The following is a 25,325-nucleotide window of genomic DNA, read 5'->3' as shown; positions in this document are numbered from 1 at the left end:
CGCGCTCGCGATCGGCTTCGCCGAACGCTTCGTCGCGGGCAAGCAGGCGTTTGACGAGGCGTTCTGGCAGGAGATGCGTGCGGCGTTCAGCGCGGCCGAGATCGCCGACCTGACCGCCTCCTGCGCGAAATGGCTCGGCCTCGGGCGGATCAATGCCGTGCTCGACCTCGCCGTCGCCTGCCCGATCCGGATCGCCCCGCCACGCCATGCGGCGCGCGTGCCGGCCTGATCGCCATAGTCTGATCCCAGGGGCGGGCGTCAGCGCCCGCCTGCGCTCCGCTGGATGAAGGCGGCCACATCGTCGTGGATCGCCTGCAGCGACGGTGCGTGCAGATAGACCATGTGGCCCGACGGATAATAACGATAGTCGATATTCGCCTGCAGCGCCGGCGGCACCGGCAGGTGGCTGAGCTCGTAGCGGCCCGCATAATAGGGCGTCGATACGTCGAAATAGCCGCCCGTCACGAGGATCTTCATCGCCGGGTTGCGCTTCATCGCCACCGCCAGATCGGGCAGGACGTTGGGCAGCGCGATCAGCGGCTTTCCGCTGCCCGGCGGCTGATGCTTATAGTCCCAGCTGCCATAGATATCGATTCCCGAGCGATAGGGTCGCCCCTCGCCATAGCGCAGCGTGCCGCGCGCATAGTCGTTGAACGCCGCGACATAGGCCGCGCCCACCGCCGCGCTCTGCGGATCATAGTCGGCGACCTTCGACAGCGGATCGATCGTGTAGCCGGTGAAGCGAGTGTCCAGCGTGCCCGTGGTCAGCCCCTGGTCGAGCAGCAGCTCCTTCTGCATCGCGCCATATTCGATGCGCAAATTGGTGCGCAGAAGATAGGCGGTCGACAGGCCGGTATAGGCCGACAGCTTCGCCGCGATCGCCTGCCGCTGCGCCTCGGGCAGCGCATTGCCCTGCATCAGCGCCAGCGCATAATCGGTGGTGGCGAAGCGCTCCACCTCGGCCAGGAATGCTTTGAGATCGTCGGGCCGGTCGGCGACGCGGCGATGATACCAGGCGGTCGCGGCATAGGTGGGCAGCGACACGATATAGGGCAGGTCGACGCCGGGATTGGTCTGCGGATCGTCCGGGATCAGATCCCAGTTGAGGATGTCCGACAGCAGGATCACCCCGTTCAGGTCGACGTCCACATCCTGCAAGGCCTTGGTCAGCCCCGCCGCGCGCATCGTGCCATAGCTTTCGCCGAACAGATATTTGGGCGACGACCAGCGTCCGTGCCGGGTCAGGAACTGGACGATGAAATCGGCAAAGGCGTTGATGTCCTGGTCGACCCCGTAAAAGGCCTTGTCCTTGTCCTTGCCCCGCGTGCGGCTGAACCCGGTGCCGGGCGCGTCGATGAAGACAAGGTCCGACGCGTCGAGCAGCGAGAAGGCGTTGTCGACGGTGCGATAGGGCGCGCTGGTGACCTGCCCCGCATCGGCGGTGACGACCCGGCGCGGCCCGAAGGCGCCCATGTGCAGCCAGACGGTCGACGATCCCGGCCCGCCGTTGAACAGGAAGGTGACCGGCCGCGACCCCGCCGGCACGCCGGTGCGGACATAGGCGGTGTAGAACATCGACGCCTCGGGCGCGTCCTTGTCCCCCGCCTTCGCCTCGTCGCCGTCATGATCCTTCGGGTGGACGATCAGCGTCCCCGCAATCGCCTGATAGGGAATGCGCACCCCCCCGACGGTGACGCTGCCGCTGCTGCGGACCTCCTCGGGCGACCATGTTTCGGTCGGGGCGGGGGTGGCGGAGACCGGCGCCTTGTCCGCCTTCTCCTCCGGCGCGGCGCCGAGGGGCGTTCCGGCCAGCAGCAGCGCAGCGACGGCAACGGCGGTGACGGGCTTCATGACGGCTCCCCGAAGATGTGTTTGGAAGAGGTGTGACGGAAGGTGGGCTCGGATTCAAATATGTGTTGAATTGTCAGGATTTTTGGCAGCGATTGGTATAATTATTCCACCCAGTGTCTCCCACATATTTTCGAATAACTGCAGGTGCGCTCGCTCCGCATCCTTAAACGTATTTACTGTCCGTGGCGTAGTTGCTCCCTCAAGATCCGTCCATAATTTGCTAGGCTTTCGTTTTCCCCCTGCAACCTTCTCTTGTCGGTGGTAGCCATCCATGTTCAACTGAGCGGCCTGCTCAGCAGCGTCTACAGGCATGATAACCGCTCGATATTTCGACGGCGAACGCACGGCCAGCAGTACTATGACATCAGCCATTAGCGCAAAGTTGGAGTGCCTATTGAACACGCTTGAGCGTCGTTCGATCATTGCATCATCGCAATGACCATACTGTACGCGCGCGCGTTCTTTTCCGACCCAGCTCATTCCCTTGACCTGAACGTTAAAGCTATGGCCGGCCTTAGAGGCGATAAAATCCACGTTTGCTGAAGTCTTGGACATGTAAGCAAGGTCGATGATGTGAAAATCTCGCGCTTCTAGCTCATTCATCGCTATCCGCTCTGCGATGCGGCCGACATTTCTGGCGCTGATTTCCATACAGCCTCCGATCTTTTGTTAGATTCCAACTGCATGATTGACGGTCCGCACTATGCCCGTCCAGTCAGGTTTGTTTGAGGGGCTTAATGCCGGAGCGACAGGTGACATTTTTAGGCTGTTTCCTATCGGAGAGTATTCGGTAAAAATAACCGGAGACGCCAAAATCGACGGAAAATGGGTTGTCTATGGGAGGTGCGCTTCGAGAAACCGGAACTCGACCATCACCGCTTCACATTGTGGCGTTTTTCAATCGATCCATTTGGTCTCAGCTACTTTGGTAGGCAAGGTGCCACGCTCTCCCTCGCAACTAATCCCCTACCCCCCATAGCCCTTCAACTCATCCCCCGTCAGCCGAACGACATGGATCATGTTCGTCGAGCCCGGCGTGCCGAACGGAACGCCCGCGACGACCACGATGCGGTCGCCGGCCTTCGCCAGCTTGTGGCGCAGGACCATGCGCTTGGTCTTGGCGACCATTTCCTCGAAGCTCGCGACGTCGCGGGTGCGGACGGCGTGGGCGCCCCAGAGGAGGCCCAGGCGGCGGGCGGTCGCCGCCTGCGGGGTCAGCACCATCAGCGGCACCATCGGGCGCTCGCGGGCGATGCGCCGCGCGGTCGAGCCCGACAGGGTGAAGCAGACGATCGCACTGGCCGACACGGTGTTGGCGATGCTCGCGGCGGCCTCGGCCAGAGCGTCGGCGGTGGTGGCGTCGGGCAGCGTTTCGGTGAAGTGCAGGCGCGCGGCATAGCCGGGGTCGCTTTCGACCGACATGGCGATGGCGTTCATCATCGACACCGCCTCTTCGGGCCATTGGCCGCTGGCCGATTCGGCCGACAACATCACCGCGTCGGCGCCGTCATAGATCGCGGTCGCGACGTCGGACACCTCGGCGCGGGTGGGCGAGGGCGACACGATCATCGATTCGAGCATCTGCGTCGCCACCACCACCGGGCGGCCCAGGCGGCGCGCGGTTTCGACGATGCGCTTCTGCATCGGCGGCACGCGCTCGGGCGGCAGTTCGACGCCCAGGTCGCCGCGCGCGACCATCACCGCGTCGGCCAGTTCCAATATCTCCTCGAGCCGCTCCACCGCCGCCGGCTTCTCGATCTTCGCGAGCAGCGCGGCCTTGCCGCCGATCAGGCGGCGCGCCTCGGCGACGTCCTCCGGCCGCTGGACGAAGGAGAGCGCGATCCAGTCGGCGCCATGTTCGCAGGCGAAGGTCAGGTCGCGGCGGTCCTTTTCGGTCAGCGCGGCCATCGGCACGATTACGTCGGGGACGTTGAGCCCCTTGGCATTGGACAGCGCGCCGCCGACCTCGACCAGCGTGTCGATCCAGTCGGCATGGACGTTGCGCACGCGCAGGACGAGCTTGCCGTCGTCGAGCAGCAGGCGGGTGCCGGGTTTCAGCGCCTCGAAAATCTCGCGGTGGGGCAGTTCGACGCGGGTCGCGTCGCCGGGCGTGGGATCACGATCGAGGCGGAAGGGCTTGCCGGTCTCGAGCATCACGCGGCCCTCGGCGAACTTGCCGACGCGCAGCTTGGGCCCCTGCAGGTCGAACAGGATCGTGGTGGTCCGGCCGAGTTCCTTCTCCATCGCCCGGATCGCCTGGACAAGCGGCACCTTGTCCTCATGCGTGCCGTGGCTCATGTTGATGCGGAAGGCGTCGGCGCCGGCCTTGAACAGGCGCGCGATCATTTCGGGCGAGGCACTCGCCGGGCCTAGCGTGGCCAGCACGCGAACCTTGCGCTGGCGGGGGGAAATCTGGCTCTCCACGTGTCTTTTCCTGATCTCTGTCGGGGGAGGATGGGACAGGGGATAGCCGGGCGGGCGCGGATGACAACCCCCTCCGTCACGGTAATGCCATCGATTGCGTAACCGCCATGTCGATGCGACGGGTGGCGGGGCGTCCGCTTATTCTTCGTTGAGCGCGGGGGCGGCTGCCTCTACAGCGTCTCGCCTTCACCGAATGCAGGGATAGACGAATCATGGCCGAAGCCGACACGACCGAAGACAAGGGCAGCATCGCGGCGCAGGAGCTGCGTCTGTTCGTCGAGCGGGTCGAGCGCCTGGAAGAGGAAAAGAAGGGCATCGCCGACGACATCAAGGACGTGATGTCCGAGATGAAGAGCCGCGGCTACGACACCAAGATCGTCCGCAAGCTGCTCGCCATCCGCAAGAAGAAGAAGGGCGAGCATGAGGAAGAGGCGATGATCCTCGAAACCTACATGGCTGCGCTGGGAATGCTCTGAGGGATTGACCCTCAACCACCGGGCGTCCAGCATCAGTCGACGCTGGATACCCGGAAGCGCCGGGTCGAGCGCCGGAGCCTGCAAGGGCTCCGCAAGGCCGAAGGCCGCCCGAGCTTATGCGAGGAAGCCCAGTGGGGCGGATGCCCCACGCCCGGCAATTGAGGGCCAACCTTGCGGACCATGTACATGGTCAGAGCCCGGGCCTAACGTCGGAGCCCGCAGGGCACCGCAAGCGCGACCGCGCGCCCGAGCTGATGCGAGGATAGCCGAGGCCACGGACGTGGCCGCCGGCGCTTGAGGCAGAAACAACATGTCCACCTTCCAGATCGACACCGCCACCAGCCGCGCGAACCCGACGCCGGCGCCGATGAAGCGGCTGACCGTGCCCGCGATCCGCGCCGCCAAGGGCAAGCAGCCGCTGGTGATGCTGACCGCCTACACGATCCGCATGGCGCAGATCCTCGATCCGCATTGCGACATGCTGCTGGTCGGCGACAGCCTGGGACAGGTGCTCTACGGCCTGCCGTCGAGCCTGCCGGTCAGCCTCGACATGATGATCGCGCATGGCGCGGCGGTCGTGCGCGGCAGCTATCACAGCCTGGTCGTGATCGACATGCCGTTCGGTTCCTATGAGGAGAGCCCCGAACAGGCGTTCCGGTCGGCCGCGCGGGTGATGAAGGAAACGGGTGCGGCGGCGATCAAGCTGGAAGGCGGCGAGGCGATGGCCGAGACGATCGCCTTCCTCTCGGCGCGCGGCATTCCGGTGGTCGGCCATGTCGGCCTCACTCCGCAGGCGGTCAACGCGCTCGGCGGCTATGGCGCGCGTGGGCGCAGCCAGCAGGAATATGCCAAGCTGATCGGCGATGCGAAGGCGGTGGCCCAGGCCGGGGCCTTCGCGCTGGTCGTCGAAGGCGTGGTCGAGCCGCTGGCGGTCGAGATGACCAAGGCGATCGACATTCCGACGATCGGCATCGGCGGGTCGGCCGATTGCGACGGCCAGGTTCTCGTGATCGACGACATGCTCGGCATGTTCGACCGGGTGCCGCGCTTCGTGAAGAAATATGCGCAGCTCGCCACGCAGATCGATGCCGCCGTCGCCGAATATGCGGAGGACGTGCGCGCGCGCCGCTTTCCGACCGTCGACCAGACTTATCAGCCCAAGGCCTGATCGCGCCCGCGCCCGTTCATCGCGCATATCTATTGGCTATGGCACCGGGCCCCCTCGCCCGCTAAGAGGGCCGGCACCGCCTGTTGTGGAGACTGTTCTTGGCCTCATTGCCGCCCACCGAGGACGCATTCGTCCGTGAAGTCGACGAAGAGCTTCGCCAGGAGCAGCTCCTCAAGGTCTGGAAACATTATGGCAAGCTGGCGCTGATCGCGGTCGCGCTGTTCCTCGCCGGGCTCGCGGCCTTCCTGTTCTGGCGCGCAGAGCAGCAGAAGGCGGCGGAAAAGCAGGGCGAGACGATGGGCGCGCTGATCGCCGACGTGCAGGCGGCGCGCAAGACCGACGCCGCCAAGAAGGCCGAGCAGCTGATCGCCGAGGGTGGCCCCGGCTATCGCGTGTCGGGCCTGATGACCAAGGCGGCACTGGCGGTCGACAAGGGCGATACCAAGGGCGCCGCCGCGATCTTCGCCGGCATCGTCGCCGACGAGGACGTCGCCCAGCCCTATCGCGACATCGCGCTGATCCGCCAGACGCTGCTCGAATATGACACGCTGCCGCCGCAGCAGATCATCGACCGGCTGAAGCCGCTGACGATCGAAGGCCATCCCTTCTTCGGCACGGCTGGCGAGATGACCGCCATCGCCATGCTCCAGCTCAACCGCACCGCGGAGGCCGGGCGTCTGCTCGCCGCCGTCGCGCGCGACAAGGAAGCGCCCGACACGCTGCGCGTCCGCGCCGCACGCCTCGCCACCAGCCTGGGCGTGAACGTCGACGAGGCCGCCGCGACCGCGACGGCGACTGCCCCCGCTGACAAGGATTGACCGGAATGAACCGTAAGCTTTTCGCCGCAGCCGCGGCGCTGGCGATCATGACGACCCTCGGCGGTTGCGGCATCTTCGGTGGTGGCGAGCGCAAGAAGCCCAAGACCCCCGTGGTCGGCCAGCGCATCGCCGTGCTGACGTCGGACACCGACATCGAAGCCGATCCGACGCTGGGCGTCGTGCCGGTCACCGTGCCGACCGAGCAGGTCAATCCCGAATGGCCGCAGCCGGGTGGCAACGCCGCCAAGGCGATCGGCCATGTCTCGCTGGGCCAGCAGCTGTCGGTCGCCTGGAGCCGCAAGGTGGCCGGATCGACGAGCAAGGCGCGTCTCGCCGCCGGTCCCGTCGTCGGTGGTGGCCGCGTCTATGTGATCGACGTCGATGCCCGCATCCACGCCTTCGACCAGAAGACCGGCGCCCCCGTCTGGGAAGCGGTGCTGGGCGACAAGAATGGCAACAAGGCGTCGCTGTTCGGTGGCGGCGTCAGCTATAATGCGGGCAAGGTCTATGCCACCAACGGCGTGGGCGACACCGCCGCCTTCGATGCCGGAACCGGCAGCCAGCTGTGGAAAGTGCATCTCGGCGGCCCGCTGCGCGGCGCCCCGTCGATCGGCAACGACTCCGTCTATGTGATGAGCCAGGACAACCAGCTCTATGCGCTGAAGGAGGCCAATGGCGAGACGCTGTGGACCGCCAGCGGCAGTCTCGAAAATGCCGGGGTGCTCGGCGCCGGAGCGCCCGCCATCGGCCAGGGCACCGTCATCGCCGGCTTCTCGTCGGGCGAACTGACCGCCTATCGCTACGAAAATGGGCGTGTCGTATGGCAGGACTCGCTGTCGCGGACGAGCATCAACACTTCGGTGGCGAGCCTCGTCGACATCGACGCCTCGCCGGTGATCGACCAGGGCCGCGCTTATGCCGTCGGCGCTGGCGGTCGCATGATCGCGATGGACATCCTGACCGGCCAGCGGCTTTGGGAAGTCAATGTCGGCGGCCTCGAAACCCCGGTCGTGGCGGGCGAGTGGATCTTCGTCGTCACCGACGACGCGCGCCTGCTATGCATCACGCGCACCGGCGGCCGCGTCCGCTGGCAGACCCAGCTGCCGCGCTGGAAGAACGAGAAGAAAAAGAAGAACCCCGTCAGCTGGTCCGGACCGATCCTGGCCGGGGGGCGTCTGATCCTCACCAACACGCTCGGCCAGCTCGTGGAGGTTGGCGTCGCCGACGGCGCGGTGGGTCGCACGATCAAGCTCGGCGACACCATCTATGCGGCGCCGATCGTCGCGGACAACATGCTGTTCGTGCTGACCGATGGCGGCAAGCTGGTCGCCTATCGCTGATGGCGGGCGCGGGGCCCATGGCTCCGCGCCGCATTGCTGAAGACTCGGGCTAAACAAAAGCCTCGCGGCCCTGTATGGGGCCCCGATGAAACATCTCCCCACCGTTGCCATCGTCGGCCGCCCGAACGTCGGCAAGTCGACGCTGTTCAATCGTCTCGTCGGCAAGAAGCTCGCATTGGTCGACGATCGGCCGGGCGTGACGCGTGACCGGCGCGAGGGCGATGCGTCGCTGCTCGGCATGGAATTCAAGATTGTCGACACGGCAGGCTTCGAAACCGACGATCCCGAAACGCTGCCTGGCCGGATGCGCGCGCAGACCCAGGCTGCCGTTGACGAAGCCGACGTCGCCCTTTTCATGATCGATGCGCGCGCGGGCCTGACCCCGCTCGACGAGCAGATCGCCAACTGGCTGCGCGTTTCGGACACGCCGGTGATCGTCATCGCCAACAAGGCCGAGGGCAAGGCTGCCGAACATGGCATCTACGAATCCTTCGGCCTCGGCCTGGGCGAGCCCGTGCCGCTGTCGGCCGAGCATGGCGAAGGCATCGTCGACCTGTTCGATGCGCTGCGCCCGCATGTCGAGCGCGAGGAAGACGAGGGTTTCGGCGAGGAGGAGGAGGAGGAAGGCGAGGACGAAGAGGCGCGCGGTCCGCTTAAGCTCGCCATCGTCGGCCGCCCCAATGCGGGCAAATCCACGCTGATCAACCAGATCCTCGGCGAGCAGCGGATGATCACTGGCCCCGAGGCCGGCATCACGCGCGATTCGATCGCGATCGACTGGGACTGGCACGCGCCAGATGGCCAGGTGCGCAAGGTCCGCCTGATCGACACCGCTGGCATGCGCAAGCGGGCGAAGGTGCAGGACAAGCTCGAAAAACTGTCGGTCGCCGATGGCCTGCGCGCGGTCGACTTCGCCGAGGTCGTCGTGCTGCTGCTCGACGCTACCCTCGGTCTCGAGGCGCAGGATCTGCGCATTGCCGACAAGGTGCTGCAGGAGGGGCGGGCCCTGATCATAGCGCTGAGCAAATGGGATGTGGCGGTCGATCCGCCGTCCTTGTTCCAAGGCGTGCGCGCGGCGCTCGACGAGGGGCTGGCGCAGGTCAAGGGGCTGCCCTTGTTGACCGTATCGGGCGCGACGGGGCGCGGCGTCGACCAGCTTCTGCAGGTTGCGCATGAAACGCGCGAAGCCTGGTCGATGCGCGTTTCCACCGGCCGTCTCAACCGCTGGTTCGAAAAGGCGATCGAGGCCAATCCGCCGCCAGCCCCGGGCGGCAAGCGGATCAAGCTGCGCTATCTGACCCAGGCGCGCACGCGGCCGCCGAGCTTCATTTTGTTCGGGACGCGGGTCGATCAGCTGCCGGAGAGTTATCGCCGTTATCTGGTCAACGGCATCAGGCGCGAACTGGGTTTCGGCGCGGTGCCGGTGCGGCTGACGGTCCGCGCGCCGCGCAATCCTTTCGACGAGTGACGGCGACCAGGATCGACGCGCGGGGCATGCGCTGCCCCTGGCCGGTCGTCCGCCTGGCCAGGGCGGTTCGCGAAGGGGCGTCGGAGGTTCTGATCCTCGCCGACGATCCGATCGCACCGGGCGAGATCGCGGCGCTGGCCCAGGCACGCGGATGGGGGGTCGTGGCGGCGGATGAGACGCATGGCTGGCTCATATCGACGACAGCAGCGTGACCTTTATTGTACATTTCGTTGTCGAAACGAAAAATGGGCCTAATACGATAGTCTTAGAGTAACCGCTCGTTTACGCCCCCTCCCTAGGGTGAGTCGGACCTGGCAGGGTGCGAACAGGGGCGAGACATGGCTCATAGCGGCATGCATGTGGTGAACTGGACGACGTTCGGCGAGACCCGCGATCTGATCGGAAGCGATTTCGCGCGGATCCTCGGCTATTATCGCGAGGATGCCGCGAAGTGCGTCGTCGCGGTCGAGCAGGCCTACAAGATTCGCGATGCGGTCGCGATGGTACGGCCGGCCCACACGCTCAAGGGCGACTCGCTGCAGTTCGGGGGAGAAGCGCTTGGTGCGCTTGCCGAGCAGATCGAACATAGCGCCCGCCGCAGCGTCGAGATGCAGGCCCCGCCCGAAAAGCTCGACGATGAAATCCTGCGGCTACGTCCCCTGCTTATCGAAACGCTCGCACATTTCGAGCGGGAGATGACGCGCGGCGCCGTGCCTGCGATGCCGGTGGCGCCATTCCGGCGGCCTGCCATGGCAGCCGGGTTCGGGCGCAAGCGGGCCTGAACGCCGAAACGGCCGCTCATCGGAGCGGCCGTCGGCTTGTCTTGCTGCGTTTTCCGGATGGTCGGGTGATCCCACCTGACCCAAGTCGCTATTCGTGCGCCGGCTTCGACTGAAGCTGGATGTAGTTCTGGATGCCCATCCGCTCGATCATCTCGAACTGCTTTTCGAGCATGTCGACATGCTCTTCCTCGGATTCGAGGATCGACTGCAGCAGATCGCGCGTGCCGAAGTCGCGGACCTGCTCGCAATAAGCGATCGCTTCCTTCAGCTGCGGGATGGCGTCGTTCTCCAGCGCGAGATCGGCCTTGAGAACCTCCTCAACGGTCTCGCCGATACGCAGCCGGCCGAGCATCTGGAAATTGGGCAGTCCGTCGAGAAACAGGATGCGTTCCGCAAGCCGGTCGGCATGCTTCATCTCGTCGATCGATTCCTCATATTCGCACTTGGCGAGCTTCGCGACACCCCAATGTTCGAGCATCCGGAAATGCAGGAAATATTGGTTGATTGCGGTCAGCTCGTTCTTGAGCGTCTCGTTGAGAAATTCGATGACTTTTGCGTCACCCTTCATGTGGACCTCCAATGTCGTCGAGCCGTTCGATAGACGAAATGCCCGATGCTGTGAAGGGTTCCAATCGAATACTTCCGAAAAGATCCAAATATAAACAAGGGTTTGCAGCTGATATTCATTCGCACCGAAAGCGAAAGTCATTCGCAGGCAAATAAAAAGGCCGCCCATGAGGCGGCCAGGAGACGATTGAATGGCAAGGCCGTTCAGACGGCGACCGATTCTTCCTCAATGATGCTGCGGGCGAAGGGCAGGCACTGGCCACAGCGCGGGCGCCGGCCCAGCGTCTGATAAGCGCTGCGCGGGCAGCTGGCTCCCTTGCGGGCGGCGTCGCGGACATCGGATTCACGAATCGCGTTGCAGATACAAACGAGCATTCGACACCTCTCGAATCGACGTTTACGGCTATTGCGACTGACTATCAATAGTTTTTGATAGCCCGCGTCGCACTTCGTCGCATCTTCGCGCTTTCCCTTGGCGGCGTGAGCCGATAGGCGCCGGGCCATGGCCCGAGACAGTGATCGCAGCGCGACCGTCGCAACCGCTTTCGGGCGGGCGCGCGGTTATGAATCTGCGGCCCGCGTCCAGCGCCTGGTGGCCGACGACCTCGCCCGCCGCATTGTCGCAGCGGGTGTCGCCACTCGGCCCGATCTGTTGGAAGTGGGCTGTGGAACCGGCTTCCTGACGGCTGCGCTGCGAGGTGCACTGACGGGCGCCCGCTGGACCGTCACCGATCTATCCCCCGCGATGGTGGAAAGAGCCCGGCGCTCGATGGCCGATGCCTTGGGGGCCGATGCGCGCTGGCTGGCGCTCGACGGCGAACGCGCCGATAGGTCGCTGGGCCGGTTCGACCTGATCGCCTCGAGCATGGCCTTTCAGTGGTTCGAGGATCTCCCCGGCGCGATCGGGCGGCTGGCGTCGATGCTCAAGCCCGGTGGCCTGCTCGCCTTCGCGACGATGGTGGATGGCAGCTTCGAAGAGTGGACGTCGATCGTGGAAGCGCTCGGCTGGCCGCGCGCCACGCCCACTTACCCGTCGGCGGAAAGGATAGGGGCGATGGCCCCCGCCGGATTTGATGTGCGGGTGGATCAGGTCGCCTTTCCCGATCCGCAACGCGACGGCCGATCCTTCCTGCGCGATCTCAAGGCGATCGGGGCCGGCACCCCCGCACCCGGCTATCGGCCCTTGCCACCGGCTGTCCTGCGCGAAGCGATGGCGCGTTTCGACGCCGGCCCGCGCACAGTGAGCTACGCGATCGCCTTCTGTCTGGCCCGCGCGCCCGGCCCCTGACGGACGCGGTCAGCCGCTGTTGCGCAGCGCGGTGGCGATGGCGTTGATCGACAGCTGGATCCCCTCGCGCACGCGCGGGTCGTCCTCGCCCGAGCGGTGGCGCTTGAGCAGTTCGATCTGGAGCAGGTTGAGCGGCTCGATATAGGGCAAGCGCAGCCGGATCGACTGGTCGAGCGACGGGTTCTTCTGCAGCAGCCGGGTCTGGCGGGTAATCGACAGCAGCGCGTCCTGCGTCATCTGCCAGCCGTCGCGGATCTGACCGAAGATCGCCTTGCCCATCGCCTGATCCTCGACCAGCGCGACATAATGTTCCGCGATGTCCATGTCGGACTTGGCGAGCACCATCTCCAGATTGGCGAGGGTCGACTGGAAGAAAGGCCAGGCCTCGAGCATCTCGCGCAGCAGCCCGATGTCGCTGTGCCCTTTCAACCCATGGCCCACGCCGAACCAGCCTGGCAGCATGACGCGCGCCTGCGCCCAGCTGAACACCCAGGGGATGGCGCGCAGATCCTCGATCCGGTCGCTCTTGGTGCGGCTGGCAGGGCGCGATCCGATCTTGAGGTCGGCGATCTCGGCAATCGGGGTCATCTGCCGGAAGAACTGGCGGAAGCCTTCGGTCTCATAGACCAGACCGCGATAGGCCTTGAACGCGCGGCCCGAAATTTCGTCCATCGCGGCGAAGAAGCGCTTGGCATCCTTCGGTGCGAGCGCTTCCTTCTCCAGCGAGGCGAGCAGCGTGGCCGAAGCCATCGCCTCCAGATTGGCCGAAGCGCTCTCGCGGGTGCCATATTTGGCGGCGATCACTTCGCCCTGTTCGGTAATGCGGATGCGCCCCTGCACGGTGCCGTGCGGCTGGGCGAGGATGGCGGCGAAGCTCGACCCGCCGCCGCGCCCGACCGCGCCGCCACGACCGTGGAACAGCTGGATCGCGCTGCCCGCCTTGGCAAAGACCGGCTTCAGCGCGCTCGACGCCTCATGCAGGCTCCAGACCGAGGTCAGATAGCCGCCATCCTTGTTCGAATCCGAATAGCCGACCATCACCTCCTGATGGCCGCGCGCGGCGGTGATCGCGGCCACCTCGGGCAGGCCGAACCAGCGCGTCATCACTTCGGGCGCGCGCTGGAGATCGCCGATCGTTTCGAACAGCGGCACCGCCATGATCGCGGCCGTCGGTGGATCGCCCGGCACGTAAAGACCGGCTTCCTTGAGCAGGATATTGACCTCGAGCATGTCCGACACGCTTTCGGCCTTGGAGATCAGATAGGTGGTGATCGCCTCACGACCGTAAAGCCGGTGGGCCTCGGCGGCCGCCTCGACGATCGCCAGTTCGGACAGCGTTTCTTCGGCATAGTCGCCGAAGGGGGTGCGCAAAAGGCGCTTCGACGCCAGTTCGGTCCGCAGCAGTGCAACGCGCGCCTCTTCGTCCAGCGCCAGATAGTCGTCCTCGACGCCGGCCACCTTGAGCAGGTCTGCGATAACCCGCTCATGCACGTCGGCATTCTGCCGCATGTCGAGGGTTGCTAGGTGGAAGCCGAAGGTCTCGACCGCGCGGATCAGCCGGCCCAGCGCGCCGCTGCCCGACAGCGAGCCTGCCCCTGTGCGGTTGAGCGCATGGGCGATCTCGACCAGATCGGCACGAAGTTCGGCCGGGGTCTGATAGGGACCCTTTTCCGCATCGGTTGCCGGCACGCGGCCCGGCAGACGGCCGGTCAGCATTTCATAGGTCTTGGACAGGCGCGAATAGATGCCGGTGATCGCGCGGCGATAGGGTTCGTCGCTGCGCGCCGAGCTCTTGTCGCCCGAGGCTTCGGCGAGCTTCTCGACCTCCCAGGTCGCCTCGGCCAGTTCGGTCGAGATCGACAGTTCGGCACCGAGGAGGTGAAGCTCGTTCAGATAATAGCCGATGACGGTTTCCGCCGCGCGCGACAGAGCAAGGCGAAGCGACTCTGCCGTCACGAAGGGATTGCCGTCGCGGTCCCCGCCGATCCAGCTGCCGGGGCGCAGGAAACTGGCCGGACGGTGGCCGAGCGCGCGCTGCCAGCGCGAGTAGAGCGCGGGCAGGGTCGGCAGGAAGATGTCGCGCAGATAGGCGAGCGCAGTCTCGACCTCGTCGGCGACATAGAGCCGCTCGCGCCGCAGTGGGCGGGTCTGCCACAGCAGCGCGATCTGGCGGTAGATCGCCTGGTCGATCAGGTCGCCATCGGCCGTTTCGGTGCGGCCGATGTCCTTGAGCATCATCAGTTCGGCGATCTTGTTGCGATGATCGATCATGCTCTTGCGCCGCACCTCGGTCGGGTGGGCGGTCAGCACGGGCGCGATCAGTGCCTGTTCGAGCATCTGGACGACCTGCGAGCGCGATATGCCTTCGCCTTCGAGCCGGTCGAGTGCCGAGGCGACGTCGGCGCCCGGTTCGGCGGCGATCCCCTGCCGATCCTCGGCAAGGTTGGCGAGCATCGAAAAGAGCATGAAGCCGCGCACAAAGGCCAGCGTGTCGTCGAGTGTCAGCGCATCCAGCCCCGTATCGATCTCGTGCGAGCCCACGATTCCGCGCGCGCGGTCGACCGAGGCGGAGCGGATATATTCGATCCGCCGGAACAACGCCTCCCCGCCATAGGCCTTGATCACGTCGCCGAGCAGGCGGCCGAGGAAGCGGATATCCGGATTCTGGGTGATGGGCGGGGCGCTGGACATGCCCGAATGCTGCGCCGCAATATGGGCGTCGTCAATAGCGCGCCTGTCCGCCCCGCCGCCGCGCTTATCCGTCGGTTGCGAAAATCTCTTCGAGGAAGTTGCGCATCGCCTGCCAGCTGCGCCGGTCGGCGCGCGGGCTGTACATCTCTTCCCGAGCGGGGTTGGTGAAGGCGTGGACGGTGTGGCCATAGCTGTGCAGCTGCCAGTCGGCGCCGGCCTCGGTCAGCTCCTTCGACAGGGCGAGGACCGTTTCGGGCGGGTCGAGCGGATCGTCCCAGCCATGGAGCACCAGAACCTTGGCCGTAACCTCCGCGTTGGGGAAGGGAGGTGCGTCATAGACGCCATGGAAGCTGACGACGCCTGCGACGTCTGCGCCAGCACGCGCGAGGTCGAGCACGCATTTGCCGCCGAAGCAGAAGCCGATCGCCGCGACCCGCGAAGGATCACCCGGTGCGCCGGTGTCGCGCGCCATGCGGAGCGAGGCAAGCAGCCTGTCACGCAGAAGGCCCCGCTCGGCGTCCATCTCGCCCATGCGCGCGAGCGCCTCGTCGAAATCGCGCGGCCAGTTGCCGAGGCCATAGACGTCGATGGCCACCCCGACATAGCCGAGCTCGGCGAGCGAACGGGCCTTGGCTTCCTCGAAGCCGGTGCGGCCCATGAAGGTGCCCGCGACGATCACGATCGGCCGAAGCTCGGCGCTGCTGTCGTCCCAGGCGGCATAGGCTTCGAACCTAACGCCTTCATGCTCGTATTGGATGGTGCTGTTCGCGATGGCCATATCTGCTCCAGTGTCTTGGACCGGTGCCTATTCGCGCGAGGAAACACCGATTTGCAAGGGTGACAGGAAGGCGGCTGCCCACTAAGAGGCCCGTTCCGTCTCTTACGGTCGATGCTGCGGCGTCAGGCAGGGCTCTCTCCCGCCGCGCCGCCAAGAAGGGGAAGTGATGCCGACGCTCGTCCTTATCCGCCATGGTCAGTCCGCGTGGAACCTCGAAAACCGCTTCACAGGATGGTGGGACGTCAACCTGACCGAGCAGGGCATCGCTGAAGCGAAGGCAGCCGGCGAGCTGATGGCGGCCAAGGGCCTCGACTTCGACCAATGCTATACCAGCTTCCAGACCCGCGCGATCAAGACGCTGAACCTCGCACTCGAGGCGATGGGGCGGCTGTGGCTGCCGGTCGAGAAGGACTGGCGGCTGAACGAGCGCCATTATGGCGGCCTCACCGGCCTGAACAAGGCGGAGACCGCCGCCAAGCATGGCGACGCCCAGGTCAAGGTCTGGCGGCGCAGCTTCGACATTCCGCCGCCCGTGCTGGAAGAGGGCGGTGAGTTCGACCTGTCGAAAGACCGCCGCTATGCGGGTATCGCCATTCCGAACACCGAAAGCCTCAAGGACACGATCGCGCGTGTCCTGCCCTATTGGGAGCAGCGGATCGCCCCCGATCTGAAGGCCGGCAAGCGGGTTGTCATCTCTGCGCACGGCAATTCGCTGCGCGCGCTGGTCAAGCATCTGTCGCACATTCCCGACGACGAGATCACCGAACTGGAAATCCCGACCGGTCAGCCGATCGTCTATGAACTCGACGACGCCCTGAACGCGCGCGACCGCTATTATCTGTCGGAACGCTGATATAGCAGGGAATCGCCGCAGCATTGCGGCGACGCTGGAAGTGCGGGTGGAGAGGACCACCGGAGATTGGGGATGCACATGGCCGCAGAGGCACTGATCGGAATCATCATGGGCAGCCGGTCCGACTGGGAAACCATGTCGCACGCCGCCGCCACCCTCGATGCGCTGGAGGTCCCCTATGAGGCGAAGGTCGTCTCGGCGCACCGCACCCCGCAGCGGCTCTACGATTATGCCACCTCGGCAGCCGGGCGTGGCCTCAAGGTCATCATCGCCGGAGCCGGCGGCGCCGCGCATCTGCCGGGCATGGCGGCGTCGATGACGCGTCTCCCCGTGCTCGGGGTGCCGGTCGAATCCAAGGCGCTCAAGGGCATGGATAGCCTTCTTTCGATCGTGCAGATGCCCGGTGGCATTCCCGTGGGGACGCTCGCGATCGGCAAGCCTGGCGCGATCAATGCGGCGCTGCTCGGCGCGGCGATCCTGGCGACGCACGACGAGGCGCTTGCAGCCCGACTCGAAGCCTGGCGTGCACGCCAGACCGCTGACGTCGCCGAGGAGCCGTTCGATTGAGCGCGGCCCTGATCCCGCCCGGCACGACGATCGGCATTGTCGGTGGTGGCCAGCTCGGCCGCATGCTCAGCATCGCTGCCGCCCAGCTCGGCTATCGCTGCGCGATCTTCGCGCCGGAACCGAGCGGCCCTGCGGCCGACGTATCGGCGCGCTGGGTGCAGGGCAATTATGACGATCTCGACGCGCTCCAGGCCTTCGCGCAGAGCGTCGACCTGATCACCTACGAGTTCGAGAATATCCCGGTCGGCCCGCTGGAGGCGCTGCGCGTGCCCTTGGCGCCTCATCCGCGCGCGCTTGCGACGGCGCAGGATCGCGCGACCGAAAAGGCCTTCGTCCAGGCGATCGGCGGCCGGCCGGCGCCCTGGGCCGTGGTCAGCAGCCGCGAGGATCTGGACGCTGCGGTCAAGCTGATCGGTGCCCCAGCGATCCTCAAGACCCGGCGCTTCGGCTATGACGGCAAGGGCCAGGCTCGGCTCAAGACTGCCGCCGACGCCGACGAGGCCTGGGCATCGCTCGCCTGGGAGCCAGCGGTGCTCGAAGGCTTCGTCGAATTCGAGCGCGAATTCTCGATCCTGGTCGTGCGCGGCCGCGACGGCACGATCGCAACCTGGGATCCCGTGCTCAACGTCCATGAAGACGGGATATTGGCGCTGTCGACGGTTCCCGCAGGCCTGTCCGATGCCTCCGTCGAAGCTGCGAAGGCGCTGGCCGGCAAGATCGTGACCGAGCTCGACTATGTCGGCGTGCTGGCGATCGAATTTTTCGACACCGACGCCGGTCCCGTGTTCAACGAAATGGCCCCGCGCGTGCACAATAGCGGCCACTGGACGATCGAGGGCGCGGTCGCGTCGCAGTTCGAGAACCACATCCGTGCGATCTGCGGTCTCCCGCTCGGATCGACTGCACGCGCCGCGCCCCGCGTCGAGATGCGGAACCTGATCGGAGAGCAGGCCTCGCATTGGGATCTGATCCTGTCCGATCCGGCGGCCCATCTGCATCTTTACGGCAAGGGACAGGCACGGCCGGGTCGCAAGATGGGCCATGTGACGAAGCTGTTTTTCGACTGAGGTCAGGGGCTGGCGACGGGGCGCTCAGGCGTCGGCCTCACACTTGCCTGTCGATCCCATATTCGGCGCTGACGTCGCGCTTGAAGCCCTGCAGGCGGATCGGCTTCGACCCGGCACAGACCGGTGCCCCCACGATGCGCATCCATCGGATGCCGCCGTCGGCAGGACGCAGTTCGACGTCGAGGGTGAAGCCGCGTCGATGGCGCAGCGCATAGTCGCGCAGCTTTTCCATCGCGACTCTCGATGGTTCGGCATAGAAATGCAGGGCATCCGATCGCACGACCGGCCCCCCGCGCGGTAGGCCGAACAGATCGTACACGCCCTCGGACCAGCTGAGGCTGCCATCAGTCAGATCGCAATCCCAAAGGCCGATCCCCTTGCGGGTCAGGAGCGGACGATCGAGCGCGGGGACGATCGCCTCCTTGCCGGCCCAGCTGAACACGCAGCCGAGGTCGAAGCGCTGGGCGCGCTCGAACAGCGGCCAGCTGTGCGTTAGTGGCGAAGGGTCGAGCGATGAACCCAGATGAGCCTCCCGTCGATCGGAGCGGGGATTATGCGCGAAAATCCTAACAGTTCGTGACTGTCGAAAGGTCGAGCCGGCCTCAGGGCTGTCCCGTTGCGGGACGGCCTCAGCTGCGGCGCACCCCGGTCATCTCGGCCTTGCCGAAGGCGCCCATCGTCACCGTGCCGGACAGGCGGTCGCCCTCGACGACCGCCTTGCCCACCAGCGTCAGGCGCATCGGCTTCTCGGTCGGCATCTTCCAGATCAGCCGATCGCCCTCAATGCGGCCGTCGATCACGGGCAGTTCGCCGACATCGGCGACATTGCTGCCCGTGAAGCGGTCACCGTCGCGGACGATGGTGAAGACCGAGGCCTGCTCGCCGAACGGCGCCTTGGTCACGCAGTCCCAGATTTCGACGCTCACTGGCCGACCTGCACCTTCTCGACCGGCAGGCCCAGGTCCTTCAGCTGCGGCTCGACCTTGGCGGCGTCGCCGACGACGATCCAGATCAGATCGTCGGGTCGGATGGCCTTGCGGGCGGCAGCATCGAGGTCGGACGCCTTCATCGCGCGGTAGCGGGCGGGCAGCTTCTCATAATAGTCGTCGGGCCGGCCAAGCGTATCGAGCGAGATCAGCGCGCCGAGCAGGTCGCCCGAGGTCTCGAACGAACCGGGCAGCGAGCGGATCTGGTTGTTGATCGTGCGGTCGCGCTCTTCCTCGGTCACCCCCTTGGTTGTCAGAAATTCCTTCATGTCGGCGATGGCGGCGGCGATCGAGGCGCCGGTCTTGTCGGTCTGGACCGGGGCGATCACGTAGAGCGGCATCGTCTCGCGCAGCATCTGCGCCTGGGTGAGGGCGCCATAGGCCCAGCCCTTGTTCTCGCGCAGGTCCATGTTGAGCCGCGAAAGGAAGCTGCCGCCGACCACTTCGTTGGCGGTGACGAGGTCGAGCGGGTCGTCCACCCCGCGCGTCGGCAGCAATTCGCCGGCGAGGATGTAGCTTTGCGGGCTCTGCGGCCGGTCGACCAGGACGATCCGCGCAGGACGCGCCATGCGGTCCATGCGGAACTGCTTCTCACCCTTGGGCGCAGCCGGCTTGGCCCAGCTACCGAAACGAGCCTCGAGCAGGGGCTTCAGTTCGGCGAGGGTCGTGTCGCCGGTCACGAAAATCCGCGCATTGTCCGGACGCAGCCAGCGGTCGTGGAAGGCGAGCAGGTCGGTGCGGGTGACCGCCTTGACGCCTTCCTCCGTTCCGCTGCCCGACATCGGGACGCCATAAGGGTGGAGCTTGCCGTAGAGCAGGCTCGGCATGATGCGCCGGGCGATGCCGCGCGGCTGGGCGTTTTCGGCCGCGATGCCGGCGAGCACCTGATTGCGCAGGCGCTCGATCTCGGCCGGCGCGAAGGTCGGCCGCTGGATCACGTCGGCGAGCAGGTCGAGTGACGGCGCGAGATTGGCCTTGAGCGCGAACATCGAGACGTTGGTACGGTCCATAGTCGCCGAGCTGGCGATCTGCGCGCCAAGCCGTTCCTGCGCCTCGGCCAGCGCGATCGAGTCGCGCTTGCCCGCACCCTCGTCGAGCAGCGCGAGGGTCAGGCCCTGCGTACCCAGCTTCTCCTTCGGATCGGCGGCATGGCCCGCGTCGAAGCTGACCGAGATGCGCAGGGTCGGGACAGTCGTGCGGCGCGCGAACACGACCGGGATGCCGTTGGACAGGGTCGTGCGCTCGATCGCGGGGAAGGTGAGGTCGTTGATCGCCTCGACCGGCGGGGGCGACGAGCGGTCGACCGCGGCGGTCGGACGATGCGTCATCGAAATGGCGGGCGCGGCGGCACCACCTTCGAGACGCGGGCTGCGATAATAGCGCGGCGCCATCGACCCGCCCTCGGGCGAGCCCTTGGCCGCGCCACCGGCGATCGCCATGTCCTGTTCGGTCCGTTCGCCCGGCTCGACCGTCAGGCGGAAGGCTGGCCGCATCAGCCACTTTTGCAAGGCGGCCTTGATGGTCTGCGGAGTCGCTGCGGCTGCGGCGGCGAGGTCCTTCTTGTACTTTTCGGGATCGTTGGAATAGACCGCGCCCTCGGCCAGCGTCACCGCCTTGCCGCTGAATCCGCCGACCGTTTCGAGGCCGGAGATTTCGCCCGCGACCTGGCGCGTCGCGGCGCGCTGCACCTCGTCGGCGGTGGGGCCGGTGCGGATATAGTCGGCGATCAGCCGGTCGAGCTCGGCCGCGACCTTCGCCGCGTCGACGCCGGGCTTCACGTCGGCGGTCACCTCGACCAGCGACATCTTCTCGAACTGCTGCACGCCTGCGGTCACCGAGACGGCGGTCTTGTCCTTGCGGACCAGCGCATTGTCGAGCCGCGAGGAGGCGAGCCCGCCGAGAATGTCCATGCCGAGGTCGAGCGGGATCAGATCGGGATCGTTGAGCCCCGGCACCACCCAGTTGCGATAGATGCGCGTCTGGGCGACGCGGTCCTTCATCACCTGGTCGACCGGCGCCTTCAGCGTCGGGATGGTGACGGCGGCGCGCGGCGTTTCCGGTCCGCGCGGGATGTCGCCGAACCATTTGGTGACCTTGGCCCTGGCGGTCGCGACGTCGACATCGCCGGCCAGCACGAGCACCGCATTGTTCGGACCATAATGCGAGCGGAACCAGGTTTTGACGTCGTCTAGGCTGGCGGCGTCGAGGTCGCTCATCGAACCGATGGTCGAATGGCGATAGGGGTGGCCTTCGGGGAAGAGCGCGGCGAGCTGCGCATATTCGACCAGCCCATAGGGCTCGTTATCGCCCTGGCGCTTTTCGTTCTGGACGACGCCGCGCTGGTTATCGAGCTTCGCCTTGTCGATCGCTCCGACCAGATGGCCCATGCGATCGGATTCCAGGAACAGCGCGAGATCGAGCGCGCCGGTCGGCACCGTCTCGAAATAGTTGGTGCGGTCGAACCAGGTCGTGCCGTTGACGTCGGTCGCGCCGACCGACTCGAGCGGCTTGAAGAAGTCCTCATTCGCGTTCTCGGACCCGTTGAACATCAGATGTTCGAACAGATGCGCGAAGCCGGTCTTCCCCGCAGGCTCGTCCTTCGACCCGATATGATACCAGACCGACACCGCGACCACGGGCGCCTTGCGGTCGGTGTGGACGATCACGCGCAGGCCATTGTCCAGCGTGAAGCTCTGATAGGGGATGTCGACCTGCTTCACGAGCTCGGCGACGGGCACGGGCGCCTTGGGCATGGCGGCGAGCGAGGGCATGCTGAGGGCCGTCGCGAACAGCAGGGCGGCGACGGGACGGAACAGGCTGCGGCGCATTCAGGAACTTTCCGGATGGGGGAAGATTGCCGGTCAATCTAGCCTTTGCCGCCAAGGGTGCAATATCCATGCAATACGCCGGTCAGACGAAGCGGTGCATTGGTCGATCAGGCAGCGAGACATGTTAGCGCGGGAACCACTTGTGTTGCACAAAAGCCACACCATATCGTGGGTCATGGAAGGCAGGGATCAGGCATGAACCTCGAAAAATTCACCGACCGTTCGAAGGGCTTTCTCCAGTCCGCGCAGACCGTCGCGATCCGGATGAGCCATCAGCGCGTCTCCCCCGAACATCTGCTCAAGGCGCTGCTCGAGGACGAGCAGGGCATGGCGACCGGGCTGATCAAGGCCTCGGGCGGCGATCCCGCGATCGCGCTCAAGGCGACCGACGGGGCGCTTGCGCGTGTGCCCTCGGTCAGCGGCAGCGGTGCGCAGCAGACCCCCGGGCTCGACAATGATCTCGCCCGCGTCCTCGACCAGGCGGAGCAGGTCGCGCAGAAGGCGGGCGACTCCTATGTCACCGTCGAGCGGATGCTGCTCGCGCTGGTGCTGTCCTCCACGACGGCGGCCGGCAAGGCGCTGGCCGAGGCCGGCGTGCGGGCCGAGGCGCTCAACGGCGCGATCAATCAGCTGCGTGGCGGGCGTAGCGCCGACACCGCGAGCGCCGAGGATCGCTATGACGCGCTCAAGAAATTCGCCCGCGACCTGACGGCGGCCGCCCGCGACGGCAAGCTCGACCCGGTGATCGGCCGCGACGAGGAAATCCGCCGCACGATCCAGGTGCTGGCGCGCCGGACCAAGAACAATCCCGTGCTTATCGGTGAGCCCGGCGTAGGCAAGACCGCGATCGCCGAGGGTCTGGCACTGCGCATCGCCAATGGCGACGTGCCCGACGGCCTGAAGGACCGCAAGGTGATGGCGCTCGACATGGGCTCGCTGATCGCCGGCGCCAAATATCGCGGCGAGTTCGAGGAGCGGCTCAAGGGCGTGCTCGACGAGGTCAAGGGCGCCGAAGGGCAGATCATCCTGTTCATCGACGAGATGCACACGCTGATCGGCGCGGGCAAGTCCGAGGGCGCGATGGATGCGGGCAATCTGCTGAAGCCCGCTCTGGCGCGCGGTGAGCTCCACTGCATCGGTGCGACGACGCTCGACGAATATCGGAAATATGTCGAGAAGGATCCGGCACTGCAGCGGAGGTTCCAGCCGGTCTTCGTCGGCGAGCCGACGGTCGAGGACACGATCTCGATCCTGCGCGGGCTCAAGGAAAAATATGAGCTGCACCATGGCGTGCGGATCACCGATGGCGCGATCGTCTCGGCGGCGACGCTGAGCAACCGCTACATCACCGACCGCTTCCTGCCCGACAAGGCGATCGACCTCATGGATGAGGCCGCCTCGCGTCTGCGCATGGAGGTCGAGTCGAAGCCCGAGGAGATCGAGATTCTCGATCGCCGGATCATCCAGCTCAAGATCGAGCGGGAGGCGCTGAAGAAGGAAACCGATGCCGCCTCGCGTGATCGCCTCGACGCGCTCGAGGGCGATCTGGTCGAACTGGAGGAGCAGTCGGCCGAGCTCACCCAGCGCTGGCAGGGCGAGAAGGAGAAGATCAATGCCGAGGCGAAGCTCAAGGAGCAGCTCGATGCGGCCCGGATCGAACTCGATCAGGCGCAGCGCCGGGGCGATCTCGGCCGTGCGGGCGAGCTCAGCTATGGGGTGATCCCCGGTCTTGAGCGCGAACTGGCGGAGGCACAGTCTGCCTCGGCCGGGGCGATGCTGCGCGAGGAGGTGACGAGCGAGGACATCGCCGGGATCGTCAGCCGCTGGACGGGTATTCCCGTCGACAAGATGCTCGAGGGCGAACGCGAGAAGTTGCTCGCGATGGAGGAGGAACTCGGCCGCCGTGTGATCGGGCAGAAGGATGCGATCGAGGCCGTGTCGCGCGCCGTGCGTCGCAGCCGCGCCGGGCTGCAGGATCCCAATCGTCCGCTGGGCAGCTTCCTGTTCCTTGGCCCGACCGGCGTCGGCAAGACCGAGCTGACCAAGGCGCTGGCCGAATTCCTGTTCGACGACAGTGCGGCGATGGTCCGGATCGACATGTCCGAGTTCATGGAGAAGCACTCCGTCGCCCGGCTGATCGGCGCCCCTCCGGGCTATGTCGGCTATGAGGAGGGCGGCGTCCTGACCGAGGCCGTCCGCCGTCGACCCTATCAGGTGATCCTGTTCGACGAGGTCGAGAAGGCGCATGGCGACGTGTTCAACGTGCTGCTGCAAGTGCTCGACGACGGGCGGCTGACCGACGGGCAGGGGCGCACGGTCGACTTCTCGAACACGCTGATCATCCTGACCTCCAACCTCGGCAGCCAGTATCTCGCCAATCTGGGCGACGGGCAGGGAGTCGAGACGGTCGAGGATCAGGTGATGGACGTGGTGCGCGCCCATTTCCGGCCCGAGTTCCTCAACCGGCTGGACGAGATCATCCTGTTCCACCGGCTGGGCCAGGAGCATATGGGCCCGATCGTCGACATCCAGGTCGGCCGCGTCGGCAAGCTGCTCAAGGATCGCAAGATCCGGCTCGACCTGACCGACGGCGCGCGGGCCTGGCTGGGCCGGGTCGGTTACGACCCGGTCTATGGCGCCCGCCCGCTCAAGCGTGCCGTGCAGAAATATCTGCAGGATCCGCTGGCCGAAGCGCTGCTGCGCGGCGAGGTGCCGGATGGCTCGACCCTGCGGATCGGCGAAGGCGACGGGCGGCTGACGCTGGACGTGGCCTGAGGTGGGGAGAGGGCGGGGTCATGGCCCCGCCTTCCTCCATTCTGGAGAATAGGGCGCGTAAACAGGCGGATGACAGGCGCGCGATGCGCATGTTATTCTGCGACTTCGCACAGGAAAAATCACCGGGGATCTCCGCCATGAAGTCGTTTCTTTCCGTCGCCCTGATCGCGTCCTTCTCGCTGTCTACCGCCGCATTCGCGGCCGAGAGCGGCACCAAGAAGGACAAGAAGGACCCGGATCGCCTCATTTGCCGGTCTGAGGAAGTTCTGGGATCGCGCCTCGCCAAGAACAAGCGCTGCCTGACCGCTGCACAATGGGACGAGGAGCGCCGTGCGCAGCGTACTCTGATCGACCGCGCGCAGGCGACCAACTTCAAGAACAACTGATCAGGGGGCGCCGGTTATCCGGCGACCCCATCCGGTCACAGTGTGTAGCCCATCGACCTGGCCCAGGGAGCGAGGATGGGCAGCACCGGCTCCATGTAGGAGCGATAGCGTTCCCACTGTCCTGCCGAACGGCGATAGATCGGTTCGGTCACCTGCGAATAGCTGGCCGTGCGGATATGGTCGCGCTTCGCGGCGCTCGCACGATTGTCGAG

Annotated in this window: 23 protein-coding genes and 1 pseudogene; 14 read left to right on the top strand and 10 right to left on the bottom strand. The window is 65.9% G+C overall.

Annotated elements, in window-relative coordinates; genetic code table 11:
• Window positions 1–229, top strand: a pseudogene (locus KAY22_RS09335) (hypothetical protein); the annotation flags it as partial.
• Window positions 230–258: 29 nt separating this feature from the next.
• Here KAY22_RS09335 and KAY22_RS09330 read toward each other — a convergent pair.
• From KAY22_RS09330 to pyk, 3 genes are all read right to left on the bottom strand, one after another.
• The gene (locus KAY22_RS09330) at window positions 259–1,851 is read right to left on the bottom strand and encodes a peptidase S10 (RefSeq protein WP_296622538.1); all 1,593 of its coding nucleotides are present in this window, start codon (window positions 1,849–1,851) and stop codon (window positions 259–261) included.
• Window positions 1,852–1,905: 54 nt separating this feature from the next.
• Complete coding sequence (locus tag KAY22_RS09325; protein ID WP_296622536.1) at window positions 1,906–2,502, bottom strand: hypothetical protein; 597 nt, start codon at window positions 2,500–2,502, stop codon at window positions 1,906–1,908.
• Window positions 2,503–2,817: 315 nt separating this feature from the next.
• The gene (pyk, locus tag KAY22_RS09320) at window positions 2,818–4,275 is read right to left on the bottom strand and encodes a pyruvate kinase (RefSeq protein ID WP_296622534.1); all 1,458 of its coding nucleotides are present in this window, start codon (window positions 4,273–4,275) and stop codon (window positions 2,818–2,820) included.
• Between the two features lie 212 nt (window positions 4,276–4,487).
• Here pyk and KAY22_RS09315 point away from each other — a divergent pair, with 212 nt between their 5' ends.
• The 7 genes from KAY22_RS09315 (at window position 4,488) to KAY22_RS09285 (ending at window position 10,327) form a co-directional block, all read left to right on the top strand.
• The gene (locus tag KAY22_RS09315; protein WP_165323549.1) at window positions 4,488–4,751 is read left to right on the top strand and encodes a GapR family DNA-binding domain-containing protein; all 264 of its coding nucleotides are present in this window, start codon (window positions 4,488–4,490) and stop codon (window positions 4,749–4,751) included.
• A gap of 310 nt (window positions 4,752–5,061) precedes the next feature.
• A complete protein-coding gene (panB, locus tag KAY22_RS09310; protein WP_296622531.1) occupies window positions 5,062–5,919 on the top strand; it encodes a 3-methyl-2-oxobutanoate hydroxymethyltransferase in 858 nt (285 codons plus the stop codon).
• A 98-nt stretch (window positions 5,920–6,017) separates the two neighbouring features.
• Window positions 6,018–6,737: a tetratricopeptide repeat protein gene (locus KAY22_RS09305; protein ID WP_296622529.1), complete on the top strand. Its 720-nt coding sequence runs from the start codon at window positions 6,018–6,020 to the stop codon at window positions 6,735–6,737.
• Between the two features lie 5 nt (window positions 6,738–6,742).
• A complete protein-coding gene (locus KAY22_RS09300; RefSeq protein WP_296622527.1) occupies window positions 6,743–8,077 on the top strand; it encodes a PQQ-binding-like beta-propeller repeat protein in 1,335 nt (444 codons plus the stop codon).
• An 85-nt stretch (window positions 8,078–8,162) separates the two neighbouring features.
• Window positions 8,163–9,545 carry a ribosome biogenesis GTPase Der gene (der, locus tag KAY22_RS09295; RefSeq protein ID WP_296622525.1) on the top strand — a complete coding sequence of 461 codons (1,383 nt, stop codon included), beginning with the start codon at window positions 8,163–8,165 and terminating at the stop codon, window positions 9,543–9,545.
• Entirely contained in the window at window positions 9,542–9,757 is a 216-nt protein-coding gene (locus KAY22_RS09290; RefSeq protein ID WP_296622523.1) for a sulfurtransferase TusA family protein, read from the top strand. Before der ends, KAY22_RS09290 begins: the two co-directional genes overlap by 4 nt.
• A 126-nt stretch (window positions 9,758–9,883) precedes the next feature.
• Window positions 9,884–10,327, top strand: coding sequence for an Hpt domain-containing protein (locus KAY22_RS09285; protein WP_296622521.1), 444 nt, complete (start codon window positions 9,884–9,886; stop codon window positions 10,325–10,327).
• 88 nt (window positions 10,328–10,415) lie between these two features.
• Here KAY22_RS09285 and bfr read toward each other — a convergent pair whose 3' ends face one another.
• Both bfr and KAY22_RS09275 read right to left on the bottom strand, forming a co-directional pair.
• Window positions 10,416–10,895, bottom strand: coding sequence for a bacterioferritin (gene bfr, locus KAY22_RS09280; RefSeq protein ID WP_296622519.1), 480 nt, complete (start codon window positions 10,893–10,895; stop codon window positions 10,416–10,418).
• A 203-nt stretch (window positions 10,896–11,098) separates the two neighbouring features.
• Complete coding sequence (locus tag KAY22_RS09275; RefSeq protein WP_296622516.1) at window positions 11,099–11,269, bottom strand: (2Fe-2S)-binding protein; 171 nt, start codon at window positions 11,267–11,269, stop codon at window positions 11,099–11,101.
• Between the two features lie 127 nt (window positions 11,270–11,396).
• On the opposite strand from KAY22_RS09275, the gene KAY22_RS09270 reads away from it, so the two are divergent.
• Window positions 11,397–12,182 carry a methyltransferase gene (locus tag KAY22_RS09270; protein WP_296622514.1) on the top strand — a complete coding sequence of 262 codons (786 nt, stop codon included), beginning with the start codon at window positions 11,397–11,399 and terminating at the stop codon, window positions 12,180–12,182.
• Window positions 12,183–12,191: 9 nt separating this feature from the next.
• Here KAY22_RS09270 and ppc read toward each other — a convergent pair whose 3' ends face one another.
• Both ppc and KAY22_RS09260 read right to left on the bottom strand, forming a co-directional pair.
• Complete coding sequence (gene ppc, locus KAY22_RS09265) at window positions 12,192–14,873, bottom strand: phosphoenolpyruvate carboxylase (RefSeq protein ID WP_296622511.1); 2,682 nt, start codon at window positions 14,871–14,873, stop codon at window positions 12,192–12,194.
• A gap of 64 nt (window positions 14,874–14,937) precedes the next feature.
• Complete coding sequence (locus KAY22_RS09260) at window positions 14,938–15,651, bottom strand: dienelactone hydrolase family protein (RefSeq protein WP_296622510.1); 714 nt, start codon at window positions 15,649–15,651, stop codon at window positions 14,938–14,940.
• A gap of 166 nt (window positions 15,652–15,817) precedes the next feature.
• Here KAY22_RS09260 and gpmA point away from each other — a divergent pair, with 166 nt between their 5' ends.
• The 3 genes from gpmA (at window position 15,818) to KAY22_RS09245 (ending at window position 18,138) form a co-directional block, all read left to right on the top strand.
• A complete protein-coding gene (gene gpmA / locus KAY22_RS09255) occupies window positions 15,818–16,504 on the top strand; it encodes a 2,3-diphosphoglycerate-dependent phosphoglycerate mutase (protein WP_296622508.1) in 687 nt (228 codons plus the stop codon).
• Between the two features lie 72 nt (window positions 16,505–16,576).
• Entirely contained in the window at window positions 16,577–17,071 is a 495-nt protein-coding gene (gene purE / locus KAY22_RS09250) for a 5-(carboxyamino)imidazole ribonucleotide mutase (RefSeq protein WP_296622503.1), read from the top strand.
• The gene (locus KAY22_RS09245) at window positions 17,068–18,138 is read left to right on the top strand and encodes a 5-(carboxyamino)imidazole ribonucleotide synthase (protein WP_296622501.1); all 1,071 of its coding nucleotides are present in this window, start codon (window positions 17,068–17,070) and stop codon (window positions 18,136–18,138) included. The genes purE and KAY22_RS09245 overlap by 4 nt, the downstream gene beginning before the upstream one ends.
• Before the next feature lie 37 nt (window positions 18,139–18,175).
• Here KAY22_RS09245 and KAY22_RS09240 read toward each other — a convergent pair whose 3' ends face one another.
• The 3 genes from KAY22_RS09240 to KAY22_RS09230 form a co-directional block, all read right to left on the bottom strand.
• A complete protein-coding gene (locus tag KAY22_RS09240) occupies window positions 18,176–18,580 on the bottom strand; it encodes a hypothetical protein (RefSeq protein ID WP_296622499.1) in 405 nt (134 codons plus the stop codon).
• A 187-nt stretch (window positions 18,581–18,767) separates the two neighbouring features.
• Complete coding sequence (locus KAY22_RS09235; RefSeq protein WP_296622497.1) at window positions 18,768–19,064, bottom strand: hypothetical protein; 297 nt, start codon at window positions 19,062–19,064, stop codon at window positions 18,768–18,770.
• Window positions 19,061–21,895, bottom strand: a complete 2,835-nt coding sequence (locus tag KAY22_RS09230) for a pitrilysin family protein (protein ID WP_296622542.1) — start codon at window positions 21,893–21,895, stop codon at window positions 19,061–19,063. Before KAY22_RS09230 ends, KAY22_RS09235 begins: the two co-directional genes overlap by 4 nt.
• Window positions 21,896–22,147: 252 nt before the next feature.
• Between KAY22_RS09230 and clpB the strand changes: the two genes are divergently transcribed.
• Window positions 22,148–24,727 (top strand): ATP-dependent chaperone ClpB, encoded by a 2,580-nt coding sequence (gene clpB / locus KAY22_RS09225; RefSeq protein WP_296622495.1) that lies wholly within the window; start codon window positions 22,148–22,150, stop codon window positions 24,725–24,727.
• A 137-nt stretch (window positions 24,728–24,864) separates the two neighbouring features.
• Complete coding sequence (locus KAY22_RS09220) at window positions 24,865–25,113, top strand: hypothetical protein (RefSeq protein WP_296622493.1); 249 nt, start codon at window positions 24,865–24,867, stop codon at window positions 25,111–25,113.
• Window positions 25,114–25,325: the final 212 nt, after the last annotated feature.

It is taken from the genome of Rhizorhabdus sp. (assembly GCF_018006725.1).
Classification (GTDB): Bacteria; Pseudomonadota; Alphaproteobacteria; order Sphingomonadales; family Sphingomonadaceae; genus Rhizorhabdus.
The sequence above is the reverse complement of the archived record's forward strand: the minus strand, read 5'-3'. Positions and strand labels throughout refer to the sequence as shown.

Bases quoted from the DNA above. Each gene is read 5' to 3' on its own strand.
- KAY22_RS09325 (WP_296622536.1), bottom strand. From the start codon at position 2,502: ATGGAAATCAGCGCCAGAAATGTCGGCCGCATCGCAGAGCGGATAGCG.
- panB (WP_296622531.1), top strand. From the start codon at position 5,062: ATGTCCACCTTCCAGATCGACACCGCCACCAGCCGCGCGAACCCGACG.
- KAY22_RS09300 (WP_296622527.1), top strand. From the start codon at position 6,743: ATGAACCGTAAGCTTTTCGCCGCAGCCGCGGCGCTGGCGATCATGACG.
- bfr (WP_296622519.1), bottom strand. From the start codon at position 10,895: ATGAAGGGTGACGCAAAAGTCATCGAATTTCTCAACGAGACGCTCAAG.
- KAY22_RS09230 (WP_296622542.1), bottom strand. From the start codon at position 21,895: ATGCCCTCGCTCGCCGCCATGCCCAAGGCGCCCGTGCCCGTCGCCGAG.
- purE (WP_296622503.1), top strand. From the start codon at position 16,577: ATGCACATGGCCGCAGAGGCACTGATCGGAATCATCATGGGCAGCCGG.
- ppc (WP_296622511.1), bottom strand. From the start codon at position 14,873: ATGTCCAGCGCCCCGCCCATCACCCAGAATCCGGATATCCGCTTCCTC.
- KAY22_RS09330 (WP_296622538.1), bottom strand. From the start codon at position 1,851: ATGAAGCCCGTCACCGCCGTTGCCGTCGCTGCGCTGCTGCTGGCCGGA.
- der (WP_296622525.1), top strand. From the start codon at position 8,163: ATGAAACATCTCCCCACCGTTGCCATCGTCGGCCGCCCGAACGTCGGC.
- KAY22_RS09275 (WP_296622516.1), bottom strand. From the start codon at position 11,269: ATGCTCGTTTGTATCTGCAACGCGATTCGTGAATCCGATGTCCGCGAC.
- KAY22_RS09315 (WP_165323549.1), top strand. From the start codon at position 4,488: ATGGCCGAAGCCGACACGACCGAAGACAAGGGCAGCATCGCGGCGCAG.
- gpmA (WP_296622508.1), top strand. From the start codon at position 15,818: ATGCCGACGCTCGTCCTTATCCGCCATGGTCAGTCCGCGTGGAACCTC.
- clpB (WP_296622495.1), top strand. From the start codon at position 22,148: ATGAACCTCGAAAAATTCACCGACCGTTCGAAGGGCTTTCTCCAGTCC.
- KAY22_RS09220 (WP_296622493.1), top strand. From the start codon at position 24,865: ATGAAGTCGTTTCTTTCCGTCGCCCTGATCGCGTCCTTCTCGCTGTCT.
- KAY22_RS09270 (WP_296622514.1), top strand. From the start codon at position 11,397: ATGGCCCGAGACAGTGATCGCAGCGCGACCGTCGCAACCGCTTTCGGG.
- KAY22_RS09260 (WP_296622510.1), bottom strand. From the start codon at position 15,651: ATGGCCATCGCGAACAGCACCATCCAATACGAGCATGAAGGCGTTAGG.
- KAY22_RS09285 (WP_296622521.1), top strand. From the start codon at position 9,884: ATGGCTCATAGCGGCATGCATGTGGTGAACTGGACGACGTTCGGCGAG.